The following is a 22,640-nucleotide window of genomic DNA, read 5'->3' as shown; positions in this document are numbered from 1 at the left end:
TCCATGCAATAGAAATTTAAATGAACAGCTAGTACAGGGATGACTGGATAGACCTTGACATTCGTAAAAATATGCGAAATGAAATATTATGGATAATTATTAACACTGTATTCTGCTGCGCTTTAATGACCTCAATATACTTGCCGTCACTCAGTACTTTAAAAAAATAAATTAAGTGCATTACATTTTATTTGACACAATTTGATTAAACCATCTGCGGTGAAGATCGCTGCCTTGATATTTCAGCGCAGACTTAAGCTAATTTCAGCCCAATCGTACGTATTAAATCTTAACCGGCGCAAGTTAAATGTAAAGGGATTCTCAAATCAAATTTCCAGCATATGCAAAAATGTGTACAATTCAATTTAAAAAATCCAGGAATTTCGAGAGACACGGTAGTCTGCCTGATAGCTTCGCTATACAAAAAATTATCAACTCAAATAAAAAAGGAGGATCATCGTGCCACAGAACTATAAAGAGCTTACCCGCCAGCTTCGTAGCAGGCTTGACCCGGAAAGTCTGATTTTTGAAAAATCGATTAATGAGGAACTTTCCAGTATTAATTATTCCGATGTAGTAGAGTATGTACGTTATGCTATGAATGCAGTTGAACCGGCCTATACACAACGCAGTAAAGATGCAGGAGAACGAGTGAAAACCCATTTGACCAGCGGAGGTATAACCGATGCGATATTTCGTTATCAGGGATCGGTGATGACCGATACACATATCAGGGGATACAGTGATATTGATCTACTTGTTATCTCGGATAAATTTTACAGTTGGGACAGCGCTGGAGTCAGCAGGGCATTAAACGAAAGTTATAATTACCAAACTGCCCAGGTGCAAAAACTGCAGTATGAAACGAATATAGGTGGGTATAGCGGAAACGCTTTAGATGATTTATATCAACTCCGTATCAATAGTGAAACCATTCTTTCGCAAAAATATTCGGTATGTGATACTAGTAAACCCAAATCCATAAGGATTAATAATAAGGATCTTAAGAGAGATGTAGATGTAGTGATAGCAAATTGGTATGACGATGTTGTCTCCATCATTAATAACAAGGGTGATAATAGAGGCATACAGGTTTACAATAAGCATGAACATGTAAAAGGTAAAGTGGACTATCCATTTGTGAGTATCGAAAGAGTCAATACCAAAAGTGCAGAAACATCCGGTCGCCTTAAGAAAATGATACGTTTCTTGAAAAACATCAAAGCGAAGTCGGGATTGGTAATTGATCTTTCCAGCTTTGATTGTAATGCGATCTGCTACGACATACAGGTAGCAAAATACCAGTACTCAACCTTTTATCAGTTGGTTCCAGTTTTATATCAACAGCTGAAAAGGTTAGTCGATGATGTTAATGCCGCTAACAGCCTCAAGTCTGTAGATGGCCGTGAATACATTTTTTTAGGTAAACCAGATAAAATTCAGAGCCTGAAAAACCTAATGACGGAGATAGATGCAATTTTGTTTGACCTTAGAAACTCACATATCCAGCTATGAAAAAAAGAATTTTTATCGGATCATCATCCGAGCAACTTTCAATATTAAATGAGATAGTTGATTTACTTGGTAGCGACGTAGAATGTATTCCCTGGACTGACGCATTCACTCTAAATAAAAGCGGCTTAGATTCGTTGATTAAGCAAACCAGGCTCGCTGATTTTTCAATTTTGATTGCCACCAAAGACGATTTGACGAAGCAAAGGGGTGAGTCTCTGACAAAGCCCCGTGATAATGTGATTTTTGAATTTGGTTTGTTTTTGGGAGCGGCAGGTGCAGAAAAATGTTATTTGATTGCTGAAGAGGATGCTGACCTGCCGTCCGATTTAGATGGCATAACGGTTGCCAAGTTCAGTAGAACCACCGGTCAATACAATTCATTAGATAAGATTGTCGAAAGTATAGCTGTGCAGATAGAGAAATCCAGTGAAATGAGCCAATTGGGCTTGTTACCATCTACAGCGTTAGCAATTGGGTACTATAATAGCTTTTTAAAAAGGGTGTGCGAAGAACTTCATACCACTGAAAGTATAGAGATTGAAGGAAAAAAGATGAAGGTTAAAAGCTTTAAAATTGATGTAATTATTCCCGAGAGCTTGGACGATAACGGCGTAGGGAATTTTACAACACTTTATAACAAAAAACATGGGCTAAGTAAAGCAACTACTTCTTCAAACCCGGCAATTCGTGGAGCCAGGGGCTACCCATTCCATTTTAAAATTGACCCACCTGATGCCAATCAGGATAATCCGATTGACATACATCTATCGGATATCCCCTCAACGTTGAGTACGATAGTCGAAAGTTTAAAACTTTATCTACCAACTAATCTTGTCGGTCAGGATTTCGATTTGGATTATTTAGAAAAAAGGGAATTAGAAAATTTTGCTAAAGTGCTCAAGTATTTGATAAGTAGAAATGTGGCGACAAGGGAATATATTGCTGTTCACTCCGATGCGTCGTTAGCATAATGTTTACTATAAATAACTCAATTTATGAATGTGATCGTTACGTATGATATCATAAGAAACCATAAAGAAATAAAAGACGAACTGAAACAACTTGGCTATAAAGATATTATTCAAGGAGTAATATTGTCTGATAATACTCCAGTTAATCAAAAGCTTCCGAATACCACTTTATTAAAATATGAAGCGACAAGTACCAAAATTGTTTGTGATGAAGTTTGTAGCATTATCACAAAACACAATGGTGGCAAAGACGTGGTATTTTGTGCGGAGTTGGCTTCAAATTTTGATTGGAATGCGCGATAATTGATTATTAGTAAGCAAGCGATTTACAGATTGATCAAATCAAGTTAAATTTTGGAGAAATACTTTTTTTAATGACCGCCTTTAATTGTGTAACAGTAATACTATTACTAGCTGCACTTATCATTTCGATTTGCACTTTCTTATCATTTCGATTTGCACTTTTGGGCTTACAAGAATAAGAAGTAGAAAGGTAAAATGACTGAACCAACTATTATTTTCTTCGGACCGGATGGTGGCGGCGAACGACACAACAAGGTGTTTATTCGGACATTATTGTACAGCACTTCTGATAAAGGGCAATATATTCAGAATATGTTTATTCGCCTTAGTAGAGGTGAATCAGTTCAGAGTTTTAACGTTTGGATTTATGATGACAAAAGTCTTGTAAGGGGAAGTGGTTTATTCATTAGTAAAATGGGTATTGCTTGCAATCATCACTTTTTGTTGCCCAATGAGCAAACAGACTACCCATTTTTGGCTGGTGAGTACTTACTTGAGATTTTTATTGAGACCTTTGAGTCGAAAGCCCATCAAATTTTTGAACAATCTTTGAAATTAACAAGAGAACAATCTGAGGAGATGAGGCTAAAAGAGGCAGGCATATATTTTGATTGGGCCCCAAATACTCAGACTTACTTTTCACATGTGGATGTAAGGTCTAAAGATGAAAAAGGAATGTCAGACTTAATGAAAGTTCTAGCAGGTGATCAGAAATAAAACTGTCTATGATAGTGTTGTACATACACGAATTCCAACTCAGATCCTTATTTACCATCTGCAGACACCCTAAAATGATCCTCGAACTTTTATGATATTATTTTGCTCTACTTAAATCTTAAGATGGCAAATTTTGGATAAAACGTCAACAATCTGGTTCGAATTTCCCATACTTGGGATCACGAAAGCCCGGCTTCGAAAAGAAGTCGGGCTTTTTGTTTTCGTAAAGTGCCAGTCACTTAACGAGGGCGAGTAAAGGATTTATTGGGAAGTCCCCTGTTTTATTCCAAGCTTTTTGAATTAGTGCTTTTCTATCAAGCCTTCTCAAATCACAAATGAAGTTACCTGACTAATCATCCCATCCTTAAAACGCCAAACGTCGCAATAAGAACATTCTTTTGACTCGCCGTTCTTTTCAAATACGATCTGCCCAAGCTCAACTACAAAATCTTTCTCTCTGATATAATTTTCCGTCGTAAATGCCAATCCATCATAAGTAGAGCTTATGTACGCAAGCAATTCGGCTTTCCCGTTAAAAGTTCTTTCACCTACGCATTCCCATTTGATATCTTCCGCGCAGTAAGTAATGAACTCGTCGTAATTTCCTTCTGTCAAAGCTCTGTTCGCCGCTGTTAAAATATCTTGATTATTCATATGATTTTTTTAATCGCCTATCTGTACACCAATCTTTCCGTAGAAGTTTTTATCACCTTCTTTAAATTCGAGTAAGCTGTGCGCCTTAGCTATTTCCGATAATTGGAAGACTTTATTTAGCACAGGCTTCAGCTTCCCCGACTCTATTAATTTTGTGAGTTCGTCCAGCTTATTTCTATTCTGCCTGGTAAATACAAAATGGTAAGTGGCATTCTTCCCCCAGGCATGGATCAGGTTTTGCGGCTTTTCAATATCAACTATTGTTACGACCTGTCCCATCTGACTCAGAACCTTACCACTGTCAGCAAGTGTTTCACCACCTACCGTATCGATTACGACGTCTACACCTTTATTATTGGTCAGATTTAAAATTACATCGACATAATTTTCCTTCTCATAGTCAATGATATGATCTGCCCCTAATTCTTTGAGAAACTGATGATGTATAGTTCTCGCCGTCGTATAAACGATTGTCCCCATAGCCTTTGCCATTTGAATAGTGGGTATCCCGACACCGCCTGCACCACCGTGTATCAAAATCGTTTGATTGATCTTAAGTTGTGCCCTGGAGTAAAGCATTTCCCAGGCAGTACCAGCTGCTAAAGGAAATGTTGCGGCCTCTAAATGGCTTACGTTTTTCGGTTTGATACCAATTATTGACTCATTAGCACAATGATATTCCGCATAGCTTCCGTGTCCGTTAAAAATTTCTGGTGTATAATATACCTCATCACCGACCTTAAAATTTTTGACGCCCTTTCCTATCTCTACTATCACGCCGGACACATCATGCCCGGTGATAACCGGAAGCTGCAAATCATTTTTATAATCCCCCCGGCGGACCTGATAATCCAGCGGATTCACTGATGTAGCCAACACTTTTACAAGTACTTCATTAAATCCCGGCTTGGGGATTGGGACATCTAATATTTCAAACTTTTCAACCGAGCCGAACTCGTTGAGCACTGCTGCTTTCATAATACATTTAGTTATTTAGGTAATTTTCTAATTCTATGTCTAAAAAAATTTTATAAGCTTTCTTTGATCAACTCAACTAACTGTTGTATTGCTTCTTCATTACGCTTATAATATGTCCACTGATCCTTTCTTGTTGCCACCAAAAGACCTGCCGCTGACATATTTTTAAGGTAAACTGAAACCGTCGGAATAGACATTTCTGCCTTATTAGCAATATCAGACACACAGACACCTAACGCCGGACTGTAATCCACCAATTCCTCCGCAGGAAAATAAGCAAACGGATCTTTCAACCAGGTAAGAATATTCAGACGAGTTTGGTTAGATAATGATTTAATTATTTCGAGCAATTTCATTCAACGAATTTAGGCATTTACCTAAATCCCTACAAACTACCTTTAGAAACTTACACTTTTATGACAAAGAACAAATAGGGAAAATCAGCAGCCGCAGTATGATCAACACGCAGGGATATGATTGGGAATTAAAACCGGGCATCTGAACCTTCAGACAAAATCTCCTTTTCAAAAATCTTTTAAAATCGTGTAAGACATGGGATGTTAATGAAGGATTACTATTATCGAATCTCCAATAATGGAGGCTCTATATATTTGTAGCATTGTTTGGAAGAGTAATTTGAATTGAAGTTAGTTCATCAACAATCTGGCTTGAATTTCCCACATACGGGATCACAAAACCCGACTTCCTGAACATAATCTCAAAAGGTCGGGTTTCTTCTTTGTATGAAGTGCCTCTCCGGTCAGGAACGAACATAGATATTAATATTCTGTCGTTACAGATAATAACCTATAATAGCAGGGGGTTGATATTATTTCCCGATTGATGCTTTTTTCGGCGGCTTTATTGTCACTATCAATTCCGGTATTAACAAACCGTGGCCAACAGGAATATCTCCAGGCAGTTTAAACCTATCAATGCCATCCTCTGAATGCACAGTAATGTGATGCAAAAGCCTCTTCAAATCTTTTTCCTCAGATTTATTCCAGGTCCCTTTACCAAAGTTTATAGTAACATGCCCTGGCGCTATGCGTTTTCCGTTAAGTGCAGTTAGAAATGCCAGCATTGTCCCTTCTTTATCACCGGGCAAACTATCCTCCAAAACGATCGTTATTACTTTTCCTGTGTTGTTCTTTAAGTATAACCTCTTTGAGGTATTACGAAACAGAAACGTCGTTATAAACAACACCAAAATACTAATGCCCCCAATTATATACTTCATCTTATTCAGTTTGTTTGAAATTACTTATATACAGATACTAACAGGAATAACGAGGAGCACTCTATTTTTTTTAAAACAGATCATCCCAGTAGTTATAAAATATCGCTCACGCCCTTAGGTGTTTATGATGTATTCATTCCCGAATAAGAAAACCATGACCAAATCCTGTATCAGACTACCAGTTTATATCATTTACTGTTTGAGTACTTAAACCCTTAGCGGATAAAGTAAAAAGGATATGATACTTACTGTATTCATCTAAAGGTCCGATGAGTACCCTCAATTTTTTTGTTCATCTGGCTAATGGCCCTGTAATTTTGACTTTCTTATGTTTTTGTCAATAAGCTTCGCGAAAAAATCAGGAGCGATCCTGCTCATCCATTTCATTACGTTAGACAATCCGGGCCTGATCTCCAATTTATCCTTTGAGATCCCTCTGATCGCAATTCTTACCATGTCCTCCACTTTCATATCCCGTGAATTAGGCGCTTCCGGAACTGCTGTCTGCAAAGGTTTATCTGTTTTGGGCGGGGCCACTTCAAAAACCTTTACGTTTGAACCCCTAAGTTGAAGACGCAGGGCCTGCGTGTAAACATGTACACCAGCTTTTGTTCCACAGTATATTGGCGAAATGGTAAACGGTATAAAGGCCAGACCCGAGGTTACATTAACTATCGCGGACGCATTTTTGGCCATCAGGTGAGGCAAAAACTGATGGATCATCCGGACCGTTCCCGAAAAATTTGTCTCAATTTCAGCGGTGACTTTCTCAAGCTCCATGTTCACATCCTCTGGGCGCACGCTGTGCATTATCCCTGCGTTATTTATAATAATATTTAAGTCCGGGAACTCCTTTAAAATCTGTTGATGAAGAGATCTTATCTCGTCCGGATTGTCGATATCACATTGTATGGTGTGGATCTCAGGAAACTGTTCTTTTGTTTTGATCAGGTTTTCAATATTACGGCCGGTGACAATTACATTCGCTCCCTTTTCCAGTAACTGCTTCGCAAACTCCAAACCAATTCCATTGGTACCTCCTGTAATGAGTATTGTACTATGCTGTAGTTTCATTTTTCTTTATTAAATATGTATAAAAGTCAATTAACAACTAAGCACACAGGTAACCATTAGCGGCGACCTAATTATCGCTCGCCATCAGATGAACTATGCTCTTTATTTGTTCATTTATATGCAAATTTCCGTTATTGCCGGCAACAGTATTTACCTTAAAGGTCCAACTTTACTTACCTGACAAGTTCATCATAAGCATACATGGATCCTTTTAAAAATTCTGTAAAAGCTGTATGCAGGGGAACTGAAACATATCGTGATAAAATCAGCAACCCGGTCTGCTAATTTCAAATATCGGGAATACTGTTACCGCTTCAATGAACAGTCAACGATGTCGGCACTACGCCAAATTCTTTCTTAAATGCATAAGAAAAATGAGAGAGAGATTCAAAGCCCAGGTCGAGATAAATATCAGAGGGCTTTTGTTGTTGCTTTCTAATTAGAAAATAAGCCTCTTCTAACCTCCGCTTTGTTAACCAACGTCCTGGCGTTTCATTATATATCGCCTTAAAATCACGTTTAAACGCTGAAATACTTCGACCGGTCAAAAAAGCGAAACGTTCAAGACTGATATTAAATTTAAAATTACGATTCATGAAGCCTTCAAGATTTATCTTTTGAGGAATGCTGAAATTAAAGAGCAGACCAGATAACTCCGGGTTACTCCGCAATAGTATGAGCAGCAACTCTTCATACTTAAGACCTTCAAAAGCTTCATCCAATTGCATAAAACCTTTATAATAGGGTTTTAATGACAATATAAATTCGTCTACCAGGGGTGCTGGACGGAGTTTGAATAACGCATCGGGTGATTGATGCTCAGTAATTGTAACCCGATGTTTGTCAAGGAAGCTTTGCAAAAACGGTTCATCGAAACAAAATACATACGGTAGAAATTCTTCGTCTGTAGCAAGCAATTCGAACTTTGCCAGGTGATTTTTGCGGGCAATACCATACTCCCCGGCTTTCAGCGTGTCCGTCTTATTGCCATCAAAATAACGCAGCCCTCCCCTGACAATATAAATAAAAACGTTATCCGGAATGAACTGCTCTTTTAATATACCAGGCCTCGGACTGTTCGCCATTGCTTTCATATATTCGAATTTTTAAACTTACATTAGTATAACATTCTACGTCTGAGAAAGATCTATAATCTATCACAAAGTTCGAAATATTACTTACAAAGAACTTACCTGAAAGGTCCAATTTACTGTATTCAAAAGTCCAGCATAATTAACAGATCGCTACTGGTCTGTGGTTTTTCCCTTTCTTTTTCCTATCCATTGCCACGCCTTCCTGATCGCAAGCATTGCGGCGGCTATAACTGCAAATATCATAGTGTTTAGTTTTCCTTCATTTGTTCTATAATTCGACCCTAATCCCGAAGGTTGGGAATACGCCCAGTCCGACATTGAAAACTCGGCCTGTATCAGGCAGGAATACCTCCGTATTGACATTGAACCGATTGAATACGTTGACTATATCTATAAAAGCGGAGAATACGCCCCATCGGGTTTGCTTATTGTAATCTACCCGTGCATCCAGACTGATGTAATCAGGCAATCTTGTACCATTAACCGATGTTACTTCCTGAGCATATTTCAGCAGCGCGGGATCATTTAACACATTTGTATAAACAATATATTGATCGGTAGGACGCCCTGTACTATAGCGGAATTTGCCGGAAAAGATCCATTGTTTATTTGGTTTATAGCTGCCCATCAGACTGACAGTATGCGGTATATTAAATACATAATCATATTCACCAAGCCCATCGTTATTATTCCTTTTGCTCTGCATATAGGAATAACTGATCTGCCCAAAATAATTCTCTGACAACCTTTTGGTCAAATTAACGTCAGCTCCATAGGCATATCCACTACCATTATTGTTAAGATAACTTTGTGAACGGTTTGGTTGAACAACAACATTCCTGAAATCTTTGTGCCATCCCTCAACCACCAGTTTTAAATCACTGGAAAATTGCATTTTGTATCCGAGAATAGATTGGATGGAACGTTCATTTTTTAATTTGTTCCCTGCAGACTGACCAGCAATATCAGCGTAAGCTGCATCCTGATAATAAATACCGGAGGCAAAATTGAGACTTTGCCTGTCATCTACAGCTACACTCCCACTCAATCGCGGAGAGAACGTATGTTGACCGGTGAATCCCGTATAATCGTAGCGCATACCGGGATTGATAGTCACGACACTGGAAATGTTCCAGGATAAATTTATATAACCGGAACCATTAAAGGTTGCCTTATCAAAGCTGGAATTGTACAATGAGGGATTCAATACCTGATAGTTTTGCTGTTGCCCAGGCTGACGGTCTGTAGAACGAAAAGAATAGATTGTATCTGTACGATCCAGCGTTCTGGCATAATCCAGGTTAATCACCATCGCATCAGCACCTGCAGTGAGTGTCAGTTTGTTGAACCGCTTTGTATATATTGACCGGTATCCTATCTCCTGTTGATCATTTTTGATAGTTCTGAGGCTGGCATCAAAGCCGCCGGAGGCAGGATTAATAATAACGCCATCGTCATCCAGAGAAGGATTAAACCGGCCAAAGTGATTGTCAACATGAGAAGACCGGTAGTATATGACGTTTTTGATATAACTTTTTGCATCGATCAGTGTTCGCAAATTTAAGCCAGCCATTATTTTATTCCCCCTGTGATCGTATAGGGTTGTGCCGCCGCTGTTATCATCGTTTATATTTTTTCCTGACTCCACATCGTCAATTGTTCTGACTGGTCGTTCAGGATTATACATTGCGATAAAGGAAAGCTTATTTTTGGCATTAATCTCAGTTGTTGTTTTGATCAGATAATCTCCGTATGATATCGCCGCCCGCTGTTCATCCAGAAGCCGGATCAGCGCACTGAAGTTTTGATAGCGGCCGGAGGCAAAAATGCTGGTCTTCTGCGAAACTGGTCCATCAGCAATCAGTGTCGCTCCCATAAGATCAAATTGTCCGCTTAAAGACCAACTTTCCTTATTACCTTCTTTTACACCAAGTGCCAGATAGGAAGACGATCTCCGGCCATTCAGGGCATCGAATCCTCCATTTTGAAACTGCACATTATCAATGATGCGTGGGGCAAAAATGCTGAACCTGCCGCCATTAGGATCGTTGAAACCGGAATTGTAGCCTTCTGATTCCAAATGCGATAAGTTAAACATAGGTATGTCGTCTACCATATACACGTTGTCCTGTGTGCCCTGTCCCCTCGCTGCAATCGCTGAAAATTGCGACCCACTGCTTACCACACCGGGCAAACTTGACAAAGCCCGCATTATATCGCCTTGTGCCCCCGGACTACGAAATAGCTCCTCCCTTGAATAAGCGTATGTGGATACGGGTGTTAAAAGGTTGTTTTCTCCTTTGAAAGACATTACCGTAACCTCTCCAAGTTGTGACGTCAGCGGTAACAACGCTATTTCTGTATAGTAGGTCTTATTTGCGGTTATGACCACTTCACTTATCTGCTTATTTTGAAACCCCATAGAAGCGATCGTTACCGGATATGTTCCTACAGGAATTGATCTTATTACGAAGATTCCACCTGTATCAGTTGTCGCCCCAACTTTTAAATTATTGACATATACACTTGCTCCGGGGATAGGTTGTTTTGTTGATTCTTCAATAACCTTCCCTTTAAATGTTCCGGTTACCTGGGCCATAGTAAGGGATGTTACCAGGAAGAAAAGACTGGTTAAAAAAAGTGTACGCATCAGCTTAACATTGCTGACTGCTTTGTTTTCACCCGCGATGATATTACTCTTTCCCTGGCATTCCTGCTCCATCAATGCAGATCTACTTCTACCCTTTTTTACCAAGTATTCAGCCTCGTATGTTACATGCTTCAGGGGTGGCAGATAACGCCATCTTTCACTTTTGTAACTACTGTTTTTTTCATTTCCCATGACTAAAAATTTATGCATGCAAAATGCGCAGTAATCACTTATTCTGTTTACCTTAAAAGTCCAAATCTCTTTGTCTGAGAAGTCCAGCATATGTATAAGACGGATGGGCCTTGCTGCATAGTTTCATTATGAGGCATATACGTTAGCTATTTAAACAGAAAACATAAAAACCTCATTTCTTTTGCCGTAGCGTATATCGTAATTCACTATGAATTATAAATTGAAATGCAATGGTGAGTATTTGAAGAATATAGCAGGATTGAGATGCTGCCGTTTTTTATCCCCGGTTAACTAAGGTCAGGATATAGTCAGGCTATACTTATCTTACGCTAATGCTCCGTTTCGAACGCAACATTAATGTAAGATAAGTATTACATAAGGCTTATGTGCGAGCGATTAAACGAAGCTGTCTTAATTTTTTTTAATTTCTTAAAAATTTTATAAGCCGTCGCTATTAAATGAGTGCTGACCTATAATCGATTATTGTGGAATTCATATTCTCTTTTTATATTTTGTACTCACTTTCAAATAAATCGGATATAAAAAGGTTCGGGATTAGCATCATTTGGATCATGAAAGATGAAACGTTTCCAATGGAGAAATCCGGAGCGTTTTGTTTATTAGGAATATGATATGTAGCTGCTACGAATCAACCTTTTAATAATCTTATCCTTACCTTAGTTTCATGGAAAAGCGCGTTATTTTTTTCTTGCTGGACCATGTCCATTTAATGGACCTGGCCGGTGCCGTAACAGTTTTTTATGAGGCAGGATGTTGCGGGCATCCCTATGAATTACGCTATGTATCTCCCTATCCCTCCACTGGCAGTTCCGCAGGCCTGGGTTTTACAAACGTAGAGCCGCTTGAGGCTGTAGTGGTGCAGCCGGAAGACATTGTGATCGTAGCAGGGATTGACCTCAGCAAATGGGACCATACGGCGGATGAGCAGTGGTTACCCTGGTTGCAGCACGCCGCAGCAATTGGAGCGACTGTTTGTTCCGTATGTACAGCGGCTTTTGTGCTGGCAGTAGCAGGCCTGCTGAATGGGCGCGACTGCACCACTCACTGGGGATATACAAAAGCGCTGGCCAAACATTTTCCCCGGGCCAACGTAATAGAGAACAAGCTGTTTGTGAAAAGTGATAATATCTATACCAGCGCGGGCATTTCTACGGGCATCGATCTGGCGCTGTACCTTGTGGAAGCAGATCATGGACCAGCCTTCGCCTATACAGTAGCCAAAGATATGGTAGTGTATATCCGCCGGGACGGGGATGCTTCCCAGCATAGTATCTACCTGCAACACCGGCAGCATATCAGTTACCAGGTACACCAGGTGCAGGATCATATTACCCGGCAACTCCATACTAAACTCACTATTACTGAGCTGGCGGAACAGGCCCATATGTCGCCCCGCAACCTCACACGCCTCTTTAAAACGACTACCGGTATTACTATCGGAGATTATATCCGCCATCTCCGGGAAGAGAAGGCTGTTCAGCTACTGAAGGAAGGACATAAGCTGGCCTGGGTGGGTAAAGTCTGTGGCATAGGTAGTAGCCGGCAGTTAAGCCAGCTGGCACGAAAAGGAGAAGTAAAAGCTAAAATGGCCTGATTTGCAGTCGGGTTGTCCTTCTTTGCAAATTATATAGGTATAATTTGGGGAGAGAATTAATGCCCATGAAACAATTGTTTATCTTACTATTATGCCTTCCATTATGGGGACTGGCACAGCAACAGCCGGCCAACTATGTATGCCCGCCTTGCGGAAGATCCTGTGATTCCATTATTCATCATGCGCCCGGCGTTTGCGCCCACTGTGGTATGGCGCTGGTTGCAAAAGATACGGCTAAGCCTGTCATTTACTCCATTTGCTTCTATCTGTATAATGGCACTGAAGTACTGGATTTTGCCGGTCCGATGGAAGTATTCTCCTATGCCGGGTTTAAGATATTTACTGTTGGTAAAACCAAAGCGCCGGTAACGGTGCAGGGCATCCTGAAAGTGGTTCCTGATTACAGCATTGTGGATGCACCACCTGCTAATTACTTCGCTATTTTCGGTGGAGACGATGACGTAGCAGCGAACGATCCGGAGGTGATCAGCTGGATCAAAAAGCGGGATACAAGCACTGATGGCTATTTCTCTGTTTGTACGGGGGCTTTTGTACTGGGTAAGGCCGGTCTGCTGGACGGTTTGACGGTAACCACCTTTCACAAAAGTATTGAAAATTTACAACGGTCGGTTCCCAACGCTAAAGTCCTAAACAATGTACGTTACGTGGACAACGGCAGGGTGATTACCACAGCCGGTATATCAGCAGGCATTGATGGAGCATTACACCTGGTGGCGCGACTCCGTGGAGAAGAAGCGGCGCTGCGCATTGCGCAACATATGGAGTATGACAAATATGTTCCGGAGCAGGGACTGGAAGTGACGAAATAATCACAACGGCCGCTGGTGAGTGCTGTTGGTTTAGTCGCTACTTATTGGAATCAAATCCTACACCTCGCATAGCTACATCAACAATGCTTTGGTTCGATCTTTAAATCAGTCAGGGTCACTGGAAACCGGTTTCAGATGACCCTGACTGATCTATTTAGAGACTAAAAGAATGAGCGCTAATTTTGGGCAGACGTTGACTCATATTTCCTGATCTGCTCCAGGAACTGCTCCCTGTACTCTCTGCTAAACGCAAAATTACCCGCTGTTTTCATTATCTGGCTATTATTAACTCTTTCATCAAACCAATCCTTAAAGAAATCCGCATAACCTCCTGTTGAGATTTCGTTGTTTCCCATTGCTACCAGCGGCAGGTATTCTTTGATAAAAATTTCTTTTGATTTTATTTCCTTATTTAGCGTTAAGAGGTAAAACTGAACATCATAGGCCAGATAAGAAAGTGGATCGCCATGCAAAGCGAAGTAACCCTTTTCTTTACTCAGTTCTGTGAAAAGATTACGCAAAATGGTATCAAAGTTAATGGCTTCCTCTTTTTTTATGTATTGCTGCAGTGTGTCTGAAAACCTGCCTGTTTTAAAAGATTCGAGTGTGTCGATCAGTTCCTGTGCAGAAGTATCGTATATATCTTCATTTACAAGCCCTCTGATGAAAGTCTCAAAATCCTTCGCCAAAAAAGTTTTCTTATAATCCGATTCCTGGTCAACATGCACCACTTCGGGCTCTCCGTCTTTTCCGCATCTGGAGTAATCCAGCATTACCATATCGTGTCCCGCAGATGGGCAGTCACAAATGTAAACGCCTGTGTCCGGATATCCCCAGTTATCAATCATAAACTGACTACCCAGTTCCCCGCATAAAGAATACGTTTTTTCCCGTCCTATGCCCATTATTGCTGTAATGGCAATATGGTCATCTGCCCAGGAAGTCGCCCCGCTGGTTGGGAAACAAGTGTTTTTAGGGATTCCGCCATTATGTGACTTCATTAATTCAATGTAAGAAGCGGGTAGCTTAAAACCCAGCTCGGCTTCGATATCCGCAATAAGATTGTCAGAAGGTGTCTGGTCAACGTATTCCTTCAATGCGTATTCGCTATCGTCCCAAAAACCGGAAAGGTCAAAGTCTTTGAATATCATAATGCTTTTTTTAATGATCTTATTATCTGACGGTTGAAAGTTGAAATAATAGTTTCTTTATTAAGTCCTGGTCATGCTGTAGCCATCTTCACTCAGACCCTGCAAATACAGAGATATTATATTGTTCATATATGCGGTAATTGACAAACACTGGTTGTTCTCTCCTAAACAGATATTCATTGAAACAGGATCAATTATTACCTGTTTGCGGTAAGCTTCGGGAACAATTAACTTCTATAATTATCGATACCGATCTGCATGGCTTTCTTTCTGCACTCCTCCGACGCCGTTGCGTCATACCAGGTGATGTTGAAATGGTCTGGTGTAAATTCTTTGGGCAGATCTTCCACCTGATAAGTAACTGGATTACGCCCGACACAAATGACATTACCAAATAACGGGAATTTTTCCAATAACTCTAAAAGAAAGCCCGGAGTACCTGCCTGGGCAAAGACCAGTGGATCAAAAAGAATGGTGAGTAGTTTATCAGGATGTATACTATCAACATCTTCTGAATGCAGGTATTGTTTTACCTGTTGATGAAACATTGCAGCTTCTATCGGCAGATCGATTTCTTTCATCACCTGATCAAAGCCGTCTATTAATAATGCACGCATAGGGTATTATGGTTTTAACAACGAAGGTAATTATTATTGAAATTAGCGATCATACTTCTCTTGTCTGCTTTCATGAACAGCAATCTGGCAAAAAGAAAGTTATCTTTACCGGCATAAAGAGCTGTTACTATCAACAAGCTTAAATCGTACAGGCACAATGTGGTACTCAAAATATACTTTCTTTAGCAAAGAAGAAGGACTAAAAGGCGAAATCCCCGATAATTATTTTCTTCAACCATACACTGAAGAAGAATTTAAAATTATTTCCAACTATACGGGAGGTAAAACAGTAAATGATTTTCAGATTCCCCCTTATTTACAATTACCTGAAGAATACAGGCAGCTACTAGCCTATTCAAATGGCGGTGGTATCATAAACGGCGAAAGAGAATTTGGGTTTCTGAGTCCAGAAGGGATCAGGGAAATGTATATTGCATACGGGTTCTTAATCTGGGCGCCAGATCTTTTACCGATCGCTTTTAATGGTGGAGGAAAGTTTTACGTCTATGATTTCAGCAACCAGCGAAACGATCCATCTGTTCTTCTTGTTCCGGCGGGTTGTATTGGAGATGATGATAGTTATGCGTTTTTAGGGAATACACTTGATGACGTATTGGGTAAAACGACAAATGTCGAAGAGGAACTTAACAAACTTTATCCTCAAAGAGAATTATCAGCAACAGAGAAAAAAAGAGCGGATCTGAACAGAGAGCTCCAAAATATTAAGCAAAAGAAGGAATCAGGAGAAATTGACTTAAAAACATTCCTAAAAGCCAAACAGGATATTGCGCTACAGATGAAGAATCTGGAGTTGTAATCAGGCTTCCCGATCACCGGCGATATATAAAGAACAAGCGGCTACTCACGGTAAATGGAGCAGCCGCTTGTTATTCAATTCCTATGCAGCAATGTTGTTATAAAATTATGGTTTAGCCGCATCAGCAGCCTCAATATCAATCATCTGCGCACCACTGTTTATCTATTTGTTATTTTCAGCAGTCTTTACCGGCGCATTTGTGCCCGTTGTCTGAATCTTAACGCCATCGACAGTGGTAACAGTTTTTACCGGCTGCGCATTCTTCATGCTGGCGTCACCTTTATAAGCCTTAGTATAGATCAGTATTGCGCCATCTCTGGCTTCACTCCCATACAGTTTTACTGCCGATTCACCTTTAAAGACATTAATGTAGCTGATATCGTAAGAATTCAGGTCTGGAGGCGGCTCTACTCCATAACGGATACCATCTATGTAAAACACCGGTTTCATTTTAACATCCGGATTTATTTTCCTTAGTGCAACACCTCCGCCAGGAAGCGGTGTTTCTTCGACGTCTTCAACCAGCGATCCCATTGCTGTCGCAGGGATAGGCGTTGTTACAGGTTCCATCTTAATGTCTTCCACCACAGGTTGTGCTGGTGCAGCAGGAGGTGGAGGTGGTGGCACCGCTTTACCTTTTACAGGTTTAACAGCGGGGGAAGTAGCTGGTGGTACCGGCGGTGGTGGCGGTGGTACCGAATAAGGAACATATGCCGGTTTAACGGTATCATACTGAAAGAACATCGTTGCAATATGTCTGGCAGACGTCTCCGCCTTTACAGCTGCCCTGGTGAAATTCAGTGATAATACAGCGAGTCCCATGATCGCGCCTAATACTACATAACGCACCAAATGATAGCGGGATGATCTTCTCTTATTCATCATCATGATCCTTTGTTTTAAATGTGAGAAATTGAAATTGTTTGCGATGGCCGTCGCATATGGGATCCCACTTACTTTTATCAGATTGTATTGATAAGCTTTTGCATCCATGCCCTGTTGTAGTATACATCTGTCAGTGATAAACTCAAGGTTCTCGCGGATAGCCGTACTCATTAACCACGCGCCGGGATTAAACCAGTAAAAGATCCTGATCAATTCTCCCAGTAAGACATCCAGCGTATGCCACTGTCTCACGTGTACCTGTTCATGCCTGATAATAGAGACTAACTCTTCATTGCTATGCAGGGATGGATTGATATAGATATTACGCATGAAAGAAAAAGGATTGACATGCCGCTCTGTAACGCGTAGTTGTTCTTTACCGTATAACGTTTTAGTTGTATTTCGGTGCAGGTTCAGTAACGACAGTAATTGTATCACCAATCGTGTGAGCATCACTCCTACTCCACCCCAGAAGATATATTCCAGTACCACGTGAATGAGCGGCTTTTCAACCCTTTTAAACATAGAAAGATCTGGTAGCGTTTCTGCTACAGCATTCAGTCCGTGGTGCTGCTGGATGAAAACAGAAGGGTCTATCAATGGTCCTGCAGCTGCACATACAATCCCCCCAATCAGGAAAAACCTGTTCAGCGTGTAAAAGGTCAGTCGTCTTAATCCGAAGCGATACGCCAGATAAAAAAGAACCAGTACGATGTTGGCTTTTAACAGATAAATAAGCATAAGCAGTTACTTTTTTTCGATCATTCTTACAATCTCTCTGAGTTCTTCAGGCGTAATTTTCTTCTCTTTTGCAAAGAAGGTAACCAGCGCCTTATAAGAGTCTTCGAAGTAATCTTTCACAAAACCATTCATGAATTTCTATTTGTACTCCTCTTCCGCAATGGCAGGCGTATACTCATAGAGATTACCTGTCTTACGACTTGTGAGATATGCTTTCTTTTCCAGGTTTCTAATGGTAGAAGCCAGTGTGGTATACGGCGGCTGAGGCGAAGGATGGTTTTCCAGAAAGTCCTTTACAGACCCTGAACCGGTTTTCCAGATCGCGAGCATTGCCAGCTCCTCCTGCTGCATTAGCTTTTCCATAAACATGCTTTTGAAAACAAACAACTACGATTATTTCGTAAATCTACGAAGTTTTCGTAAACCACCAAATTAAAATGAAAAGCACCTATTCAGAAAGGTATGTTCCTTTGTGAGGAAGGTATTTTATTATCATTCACTGGCAAGAGAGAGCAGCTCTGTTTATTTCCCCTGAAGATCTGCGGAAATCACCGTCATTTTATTACTACAAAATATATTGAAATAATTTTTAATCTTTATACCAGACACAACTAGACACAGCAACCTGCTTTCTAACCCTTAATACAAAAATTCAATGGCATTTAAGAATTTACCGGATCAACGGTATTACCTTGTCGCAAAGCATAGCGGTAAAGCGCTTGGTTTTAAGAACGATTCAAAAGGGGCAACTCTAACCCAGATGACCCTGGACCCCGATAATGAGAACCAGAAATTTACCTTGGCAGAAGGTCCTCATTTCTTTTGGATTATGCCACGGAAAAACGAGCGCTACCTCGCGGTTAATAATTCTTCTCATGATAATAGAGCGGCCTTCATTCAATGGCATTGGGAACCAGGGAAAGAAAACCATCAGTTTCACCTGGACCCTGCCGGTGATGGCTATTACCGGATCAGGGTACTGCACAGCAACAAGTTCATAGACGTTATCCTGGGACGGAAAGAGGATGACGCCGAAGTTGGGCAGTTTCAGTTATCGGGTACTGACAACCAGCTGTTTAAACTGGTGCCCGTCGCATATGACCCGGTAGGAGGTAGCGCTGTGTCTTACGTGGAGCACAATGAGCTATTGAGAATGATGGTATTAGGGTGCATCAGTGCTGGTGCCCCCAACGGTGGAGCTGTAAGTGCCATTATTGGTTTTTTATGGAGTTCAAACAACACCTTATCGGATGTATGGGACCAGATGAAAAGTTATGTAGACAGCCGGATTGCGCAGGTGATGGAACACAGTATGCTGTCCGGCTTACGAGATGATCTGACAGGGATATTGAAAAATGCAAGCACTTTTGATGGTATGTCCGATGGGGAAAATGACAAGGGTATCCAACTAATATCAACCCTGGTATTAGCAGAGGGAAGGCGGCCTCATTTCTTTAATAAGCAACCTGCTGTATTGCCTTATCTGATAGGACTAGGTTCACTGATGATCGCTTTATATCGTAGACTGGTGGTAGACTATGAATTGATATTCGGACGCAAGCCAAGTGCAAAAGATGCTGCACAACATCTGACCGATCTGAAGGACTGCATTGAAAAATTCAGCAAAGAAGTAGAGAAACATACAAAATCGCTGAAACAATCCCGGATGTCGCATATTCAGCCAGCTCAGGAATCTGCCAACCTTTATGAGCCTGCCTGTACCGCCAAAGATACCTTTGACAACTGGACAATGACGTTCTATCCTGCCGTAGAAGGATCAAAAGGTGCTTATATGCCCACTACCATCAATGCAGTTGATCAACGCAGGAAACAGATAAAAGAACAGTATGAATCCGAACTGGATGAGATAACAGCTCAAACAAAAGTATGGAAGTATCTTAATCCTGATGAAAAAGGGCAATACGGAAGAAGTAAGAAGAAAAGAGCTGTTGGCTCCTTTGGTGGTATTATGAATACCCATGCGTTCTCCGGCCTGGAAAATACAGTCATCAAATCGATTACTGTTTATTATGATAAAGACGAATTAACAGGTATTGCGCTTGGCTATGAGGGTAAAACCGGTGTGACGGCAGGAAAAGTTACTTCGACATATATAGAGCAGGAGCTGAAGGATGACTACATCACCAGTGTTTATGGGTATATGTATAAGCATATTCAGGGTATCTGGTTTACTACAATGAAGGGACATGTAATAGGAGCAGGCAAGAAAAATAAGACGCCTTTTTCAGCAGACCTTGCAGATGGACTTAATGCCAGATTAGTGAATATTACGGGCTCACATAATGATGCGTTACTTGAAAAACTTACTTTTCACTGGGAATATACCTACTAAAGTATTATCCGCACCCCGATCTTTAACCCCGGCTTCCTGAGAATATTTTCAAAAGCCGGGGTCTTAGTTGAAAATTACATTCATGGTTAGAGATAGTAAAATCAAACAGTTAATAGCTGGAGTACTGGTCGACAGGCTTACTCCACACATGTCCTCTCTGGGATTTAAATATTCTAAAACAAAAGTTCAGTTTATACGACAACGGGGATTACTTCAGCAGGTTTTCAGCATATCGTACGTCTTCTGTTCCCTGTATTACGATAAACCTGCTGATAAATTATATTTCTCCTTCAGACTCTCTTCCTCTATAGAAGCACCAAAATTTGACAAATGGTATACCGAACAGACTGGTGAAGGCATGCATATGCAACATCATATGAACTATATCCATTCGGCGATAGAACTGCCTTTTGATGAACTCCAGCTGGACGACTTTTATCAATCTGGATCTGCGGCGGAATTCAAAAAAAATATAACAACCTCGCTGGCCGCAACAAATGCAAGACAGGCAGATTTTGTGTCTTTTGAGGAATTGGTCAGCCACGCCTTACCTGATCTGATCGCTGCTATGGACCAGATTTCAGATATCAGGCAGTTCTATGAAATACTTCCTCAAAAGTATGACATCCATCACACCTTATTGATTTATGGTGGCTATACAGACGAAGCCAGGACTTTATATGATGCACACTTTCAACGTTATATAGACATTATTGAAGAATACCAATCTACTGATCCCGCATCGGCTGTCGCTTACATAGGACATCTGGATAACTTTATCGCTTTTACGCAACGCGTATTACAACATACCTATACGAATCCTTTTACGCACATGATAAAAGTGCTGGACCGGCAAAAGGAGACACTCAGCATTGGACCAAAACTGCAATTCAACGAATGCCTGCGGTTTGATATAGGCGGGTTTAATATCACTGATGTACGGATCAATACTGCCGGTGATGTATTGATCATTGAAAACAGTAAAAACGTATACAAATACAACACAAAAGGCGATCTGGTATTTGAAAAAACATTATCTGCCCCTGATGGTTTTTACAAGTCTTTTAACGTTAAAACCGGTTATCTGCAAGGGAAAGATGCATTCTATGTAAACAATTACATTATTGATCAGGACAACAAGTGCCTGGAACTGCCTTTACCTATCCTTGAAAAGACAGATAAATACGGACAAAAATGCGACATCACCGACCTTGCCTATTTACCATCGAAAGATCAATACCTGCTCTTGTACGAAAACTGGTTTATCATCTATAACAGTAATGGCGGTATTGAAAAACAGATTGAAATTGAAGGACACAGGAACAACAGTATTGTTGCAGAGAAACAATGGATTGTGACGCATAAATATGATGTGGCAAATACATTATTGAATTTCGACGGAGAAAAGATAAAAGTGTATCCCTACGCGCATGGTAATCACGAATATGCCTTCTCTCACAATAGAAACCAACTTATCAGTTTTTTTTATTCTTCAAAGTCCCAGTATTACGATCTGGAAAATGGCCGGGAAGAAAACTTCTGGGCACATCCCACCTATCTGAAAGACTACAAAGAAACCATGTATAATGATATCAATCACAACTTTGGATTGACGATCGCAGCTTTCTCGCCAGACGATCAATATATTACAGGTTGTGCCGATCATGGAAAGTATGTAGCCTGGAAATTACCATCTCTCGAAAGAACGGAACTGATTCCACTACAGGAAGTGATTGACATGCTGAGTCCCCATACCTACTCAGCATATAAAGATGGCGTACATACTGAATATTCTTATCATCCGGCATTGGTAGAATTTGAAGGGCAGACATACCTAAAAAATAGAGGTAATGATGCACACCGTATCCTGTTCTTCGACAAAGGGGATCTTTTCGTGATGTTGTTAAGTGACGGTATTGCCCTGGTATGGAACAGACAATTTGAAAATCTGGGCGGTTATAAAATAACCGGTAGTTTAGACTGGCAGGCGGACAAGTATTTAACCAGGCAATTAGAAAAGGAGATTGTTATATACACCCGGGTATAACATCAATATGTTCTCTTCACTTCAATTCCTGCAACCTCGTTTTCATGGGCGGACAGATAACGTCCACTAATGAACACTTCCAGGCACACGAAACGAACATAAACAATTACATATCAACAGAATATAAAAAATAAATATACGGGCAAGCTATTTGGGCTTATAGTAAATTTAGCAGTAAGGGACAATTTCTGGTCGA

19 protein-coding genes and 1 pseudogene are annotated in these 22,640 nt (G+C 40.6%); 9 read left to right on the top strand and 11 right to left on the bottom strand.

The genetic code is table 11. The features are described from left to right. The first annotated feature begins 459 nt into the window (after positions 1-459). The 4 genes from BMZ72_RS01215 to BMZ72_RS01200 all read left to right on the top strand — a co-directional run bounded on the left by BMZ72_RS01215 (position 460) and on the right by BMZ72_RS01200 (position 3,506). Entirely contained in the window at positions 460-1,515 is a 1,056-nt protein-coding gene (locus BMZ72_RS01215; protein WP_177222646.1) for a hypothetical protein, read from the top strand. Next, positions 1,512-2,486, top strand: a complete 975-nt coding sequence (locus tag BMZ72_RS01210) for a CBASS system CD-NTase-associated NAD(+) hydrolase Cap12 (RefSeq protein ID WP_089804445.1) — start codon at positions 1,512-1,514, stop codon at positions 2,484-2,486. The genes BMZ72_RS01215 and BMZ72_RS01210 overlap by 4 nt, the downstream gene beginning before the upstream one ends. A 24-nt stretch (positions 2,487-2,510) precedes the next feature. Then, positions 2,511-2,789: a hypothetical protein gene (locus tag BMZ72_RS01205; RefSeq protein WP_089804443.1), complete on the top strand. Its 279-nt coding sequence runs from the start codon at positions 2,511-2,513 to the stop codon at positions 2,787-2,789. Positions 2,790-2,984: 195 nt separating this feature from the next. Beyond that, on the top strand, positions 2,985-3,506 hold the full coding sequence (locus BMZ72_RS01200) for a hypothetical protein (protein ID WP_089804441.1): 522 nt from the start codon (positions 2,985-2,987) through the stop codon (positions 3,504-3,506). Between the two features lie 324 nt (positions 3,507-3,830). Here the strand turns inward: BMZ72_RS01200 and BMZ72_RS01195 are convergent, their stop codons facing one another. The 7 genes from BMZ72_RS01195 to BMZ72_RS01165 all read right to left on the bottom strand — a co-directional run bounded on the left by BMZ72_RS01195 (position 3,831) and on the right by BMZ72_RS01165 (position 11,388). Beyond that, positions 3,831-4,160 (bottom strand): nuclear transport factor 2 family protein, encoded by a 330-nt coding sequence (locus tag BMZ72_RS01195; RefSeq protein ID WP_089804439.1) that lies wholly within the window; start codon positions 4,158-4,160, stop codon positions 3,831-3,833. 9 nt (positions 4,161-4,169) lie between these two features. Further along, positions 4,170-5,138 (bottom strand): zinc-dependent alcohol dehydrogenase family protein, encoded by a 969-nt coding sequence (locus BMZ72_RS01190; protein ID WP_089804438.1) that lies wholly within the window; start codon positions 5,136-5,138, stop codon positions 4,170-4,172. A gap of 50 nt (positions 5,139-5,188) precedes the next feature. Beyond that, positions 5,189-5,494, bottom strand: coding sequence for an ArsR/SmtB family transcription factor (locus BMZ72_RS01185; protein WP_089804435.1), 306 nt, complete (start codon positions 5,492-5,494; stop codon positions 5,189-5,191). Between the two features lie 473 nt (positions 5,495-5,967). Further along, positions 5,968-6,378 carry a hypothetical protein gene (locus BMZ72_RS01180; protein WP_089804433.1) on the bottom strand — a complete coding sequence of 137 codons (411 nt, stop codon included), beginning with the start codon at positions 6,376-6,378 and terminating at the stop codon, positions 5,968-5,970. Positions 6,379-6,678: 300 nt separating this feature from the next. Further along, on the bottom strand, positions 6,679-7,452 hold the full coding sequence (locus tag BMZ72_RS01175; RefSeq protein WP_089804431.1) for an SDR family oxidoreductase: 774 nt from the start codon (positions 7,450-7,452) through the stop codon (positions 6,679-6,681). 314 nt (positions 7,453-7,766) lie between these two features. After that, positions 7,767-8,546, bottom strand: coding sequence for a helix-turn-helix transcriptional regulator (locus BMZ72_RS01170; protein ID WP_089804429.1), 780 nt, complete (start codon positions 8,544-8,546; stop codon positions 7,767-7,769). 268 nt (positions 8,547-8,814) lie between these two features. Further along, positions 8,815-11,388, bottom strand: coding sequence for a TonB-dependent receptor (locus BMZ72_RS01165; RefSeq protein WP_177222645.1), 2,574 nt, complete (start codon positions 11,386-11,388; stop codon positions 8,815-8,817). A 685-nt stretch (positions 11,389-12,073) separates the two neighbouring features. On the opposite strand from BMZ72_RS01165, the gene BMZ72_RS01160 reads away from it, so the two are divergent. Together BMZ72_RS01160 and BMZ72_RS01155 are read left to right on the top strand one after the other, a co-directional pair. Next, positions 12,074-13,003 carry a GlxA family transcriptional regulator gene (locus tag BMZ72_RS01160; RefSeq protein ID WP_089804425.1) on the top strand — a complete coding sequence of 310 codons (930 nt, stop codon included), beginning with the start codon at positions 12,074-12,076 and terminating at the stop codon, positions 13,001-13,003. Between the two features lie 65 nt (positions 13,004-13,068). Next, complete coding sequence (locus BMZ72_RS01155; protein WP_177222644.1) at positions 13,069-13,833, top strand: DJ-1/PfpI family protein; 765 nt, start codon at positions 13,069-13,071, stop codon at positions 13,831-13,833. 176 nt (positions 13,834-14,009) lie between these two features. Here the strand turns inward: BMZ72_RS01155 and BMZ72_RS01150 are convergent, their stop codons facing one another. Both BMZ72_RS01150 and BMZ72_RS01145 read right to left on the bottom strand, forming a co-directional pair. Then, positions 14,010-14,984: an SMI1/KNR4 family protein gene (locus BMZ72_RS01150; protein WP_089804420.1), complete on the bottom strand. Its 975-nt coding sequence runs from the start codon at positions 14,982-14,984 to the stop codon at positions 14,010-14,012. Positions 14,985-15,211: 227 nt separating this feature from the next. Continuing rightward, on the bottom strand, positions 15,212-15,601 hold the full coding sequence (locus BMZ72_RS01145) for a hypothetical protein (RefSeq protein WP_089804418.1): 390 nt from the start codon (positions 15,599-15,601) through the stop codon (positions 15,212-15,214). 157 nt (positions 15,602-15,758) lie between these two features. On the opposite strand from BMZ72_RS01145, the gene BMZ72_RS01140 reads away from it, so the two are divergent. Further along, complete coding sequence (locus tag BMZ72_RS01140; RefSeq protein ID WP_089804417.1) at positions 15,759-16,418, top strand: SMI1/KNR4 family protein; 660 nt, start codon at positions 15,759-15,761, stop codon at positions 16,416-16,418. A gap of 162 nt (positions 16,419-16,580) precedes the next feature. On the opposite strand, the gene BMZ72_RS01135 is transcribed toward BMZ72_RS01140, so the two are convergent. Then, complete coding sequence (locus tag BMZ72_RS01135) at positions 16,581-18,044, bottom strand: M56 family metallopeptidase (RefSeq protein WP_089804415.1); 1,464 nt, start codon at positions 18,042-18,044, stop codon at positions 16,581-16,583. Between the two features lie 6 nt (positions 18,045-18,050). After that, a pseudogene (locus BMZ72_RS01130) lies at positions 18,051-18,395 on the bottom strand (BlaI/MecI/CopY family transcriptional regulator). Between the two features lie 304 nt (positions 18,396-18,699). On the opposite strand from BMZ72_RS01130, the gene BMZ72_RS01125 reads away from it, so the two are divergent. After that, positions 18,700-20,397, top strand: a complete 1,698-nt coding sequence (locus BMZ72_RS01125; RefSeq protein WP_089804413.1) for an RICIN domain-containing protein — start codon at positions 18,700-18,702, stop codon at positions 20,395-20,397. An 82-nt stretch (positions 20,398-20,479) separates the two neighbouring features. Beyond that, positions 20,480-22,444, top strand: coding sequence for a hypothetical protein (locus tag BMZ72_RS01120; protein ID WP_143087561.1), 1,965 nt, complete (start codon positions 20,480-20,482; stop codon positions 22,442-22,444). Positions 22,445-22,640: the final 196 nt, after the last annotated feature.

The organism is Chitinophaga sp. YR627 (assembly GCF_900114995.1).
GTDB lineage: Bacteria > Bacteroidota > Bacteroidia > Chitinophagales > Chitinophagaceae > Chitinophaga.
The sequence above is the reverse complement of the archived record's forward strand: the minus strand, read 5'-3'. Positions and strand labels throughout refer to the sequence as shown.

Excerpts from the sequence above, each read along its gene's own strand:
- BMZ72_RS01210 (WP_089804445.1), top strand. The coding sequence starts at position 1,512 with ATGAAAAAAAGAATTTTTATCGGATCATCATCCGAGCAACTTTCAATA.
- BMZ72_RS01205 (WP_089804443.1), top strand. The coding sequence starts at position 2,511 with ATGAATGTGATCGTTACGTATGATATCATAAGAAACCATAAAGAAATA.
- BMZ72_RS01200 (WP_089804441.1), top strand. The coding sequence starts at position 2,985 with ATGACTGAACCAACTATTATTTTCTTCGGACCGGATGGTGGCGGCGAA.
- BMZ72_RS01195 (WP_089804439.1), bottom strand. The coding sequence starts at position 4,160 with ATGAATAATCAAGATATTTTAACAGCGGCGAACAGAGCTTTGACAGAA.
- BMZ72_RS01190 (WP_089804438.1), bottom strand. The coding sequence starts at position 5,138 with ATGAAAGCAGCAGTGCTCAACGAGTTCGGCTCGGTTGAAAAGTTTGAA.
- BMZ72_RS01185 (WP_089804435.1), bottom strand. The coding sequence starts at position 5,494 with ATGAAATTGCTCGAAATAATTAAATCATTATCTAACCAAACTCGTCTG.
- BMZ72_RS01180 (WP_089804433.1), bottom strand. The coding sequence starts at position 6,378 with ATGAAGTATATAATTGGGGGCATTAGTATTTTGGTGTTGTTTATAACG.
- BMZ72_RS01175 (WP_089804431.1), bottom strand. The coding sequence starts at position 7,452 with ATGAAACTACAGCATAGTACAATACTCATTACAGGAGGTACCAATGGA.
- BMZ72_RS01170 (WP_089804429.1), bottom strand. The coding sequence starts at position 8,546 with ATGAAAGCAATGGCGAACAGTCCGAGGCCTGGTATATTAAAAGAGCAG.
- BMZ72_RS01165 (WP_177222645.1), bottom strand. The coding sequence starts at position 11,388 with ATGGGAAATGAAAAAAACAGTAGTTACAAAAGTGAAAGATGGCGTTAT.
- BMZ72_RS01160 (WP_089804425.1), top strand. The coding sequence starts at position 12,074 with ATGGAAAAGCGCGTTATTTTTTTCTTGCTGGACCATGTCCATTTAATG.
- BMZ72_RS01155 (WP_177222644.1), top strand. The coding sequence starts at position 13,069 with ATGAAACAATTGTTTATCTTACTATTATGCCTTCCATTATGGGGACTG.
- BMZ72_RS01150 (WP_089804420.1), bottom strand. The coding sequence starts at position 14,984 with ATGATATTCAAAGACTTTGACCTTTCCGGTTTTTGGGACGATAGCGAA.
- BMZ72_RS01145 (WP_089804418.1), bottom strand. The coding sequence starts at position 15,601 with ATGCGTGCATTATTAATAGACGGCTTTGATCAGGTGATGAAAGAAATC.
- BMZ72_RS01140 (WP_089804417.1), top strand. The coding sequence starts at position 15,759 with ATGTGGTACTCAAAATATACTTTCTTTAGCAAAGAAGAAGGACTAAAA.
- BMZ72_RS01135 (WP_089804415.1), bottom strand. The coding sequence starts at position 18,044 with ATGCTTATTTATCTGTTAAAAGCCAACATCGTACTGGTTCTTTTTTAT.
- BMZ72_RS01125 (WP_089804413.1), top strand. The coding sequence starts at position 18,700 with ATGGCATTTAAGAATTTACCGGATCAACGGTATTACCTTGTCGCAAAG.
- BMZ72_RS01120 (WP_143087561.1), top strand. The coding sequence starts at position 20,480 with ATGGTTAGAGATAGTAAAATCAAACAGTTAATAGCTGGAGTACTGGTC.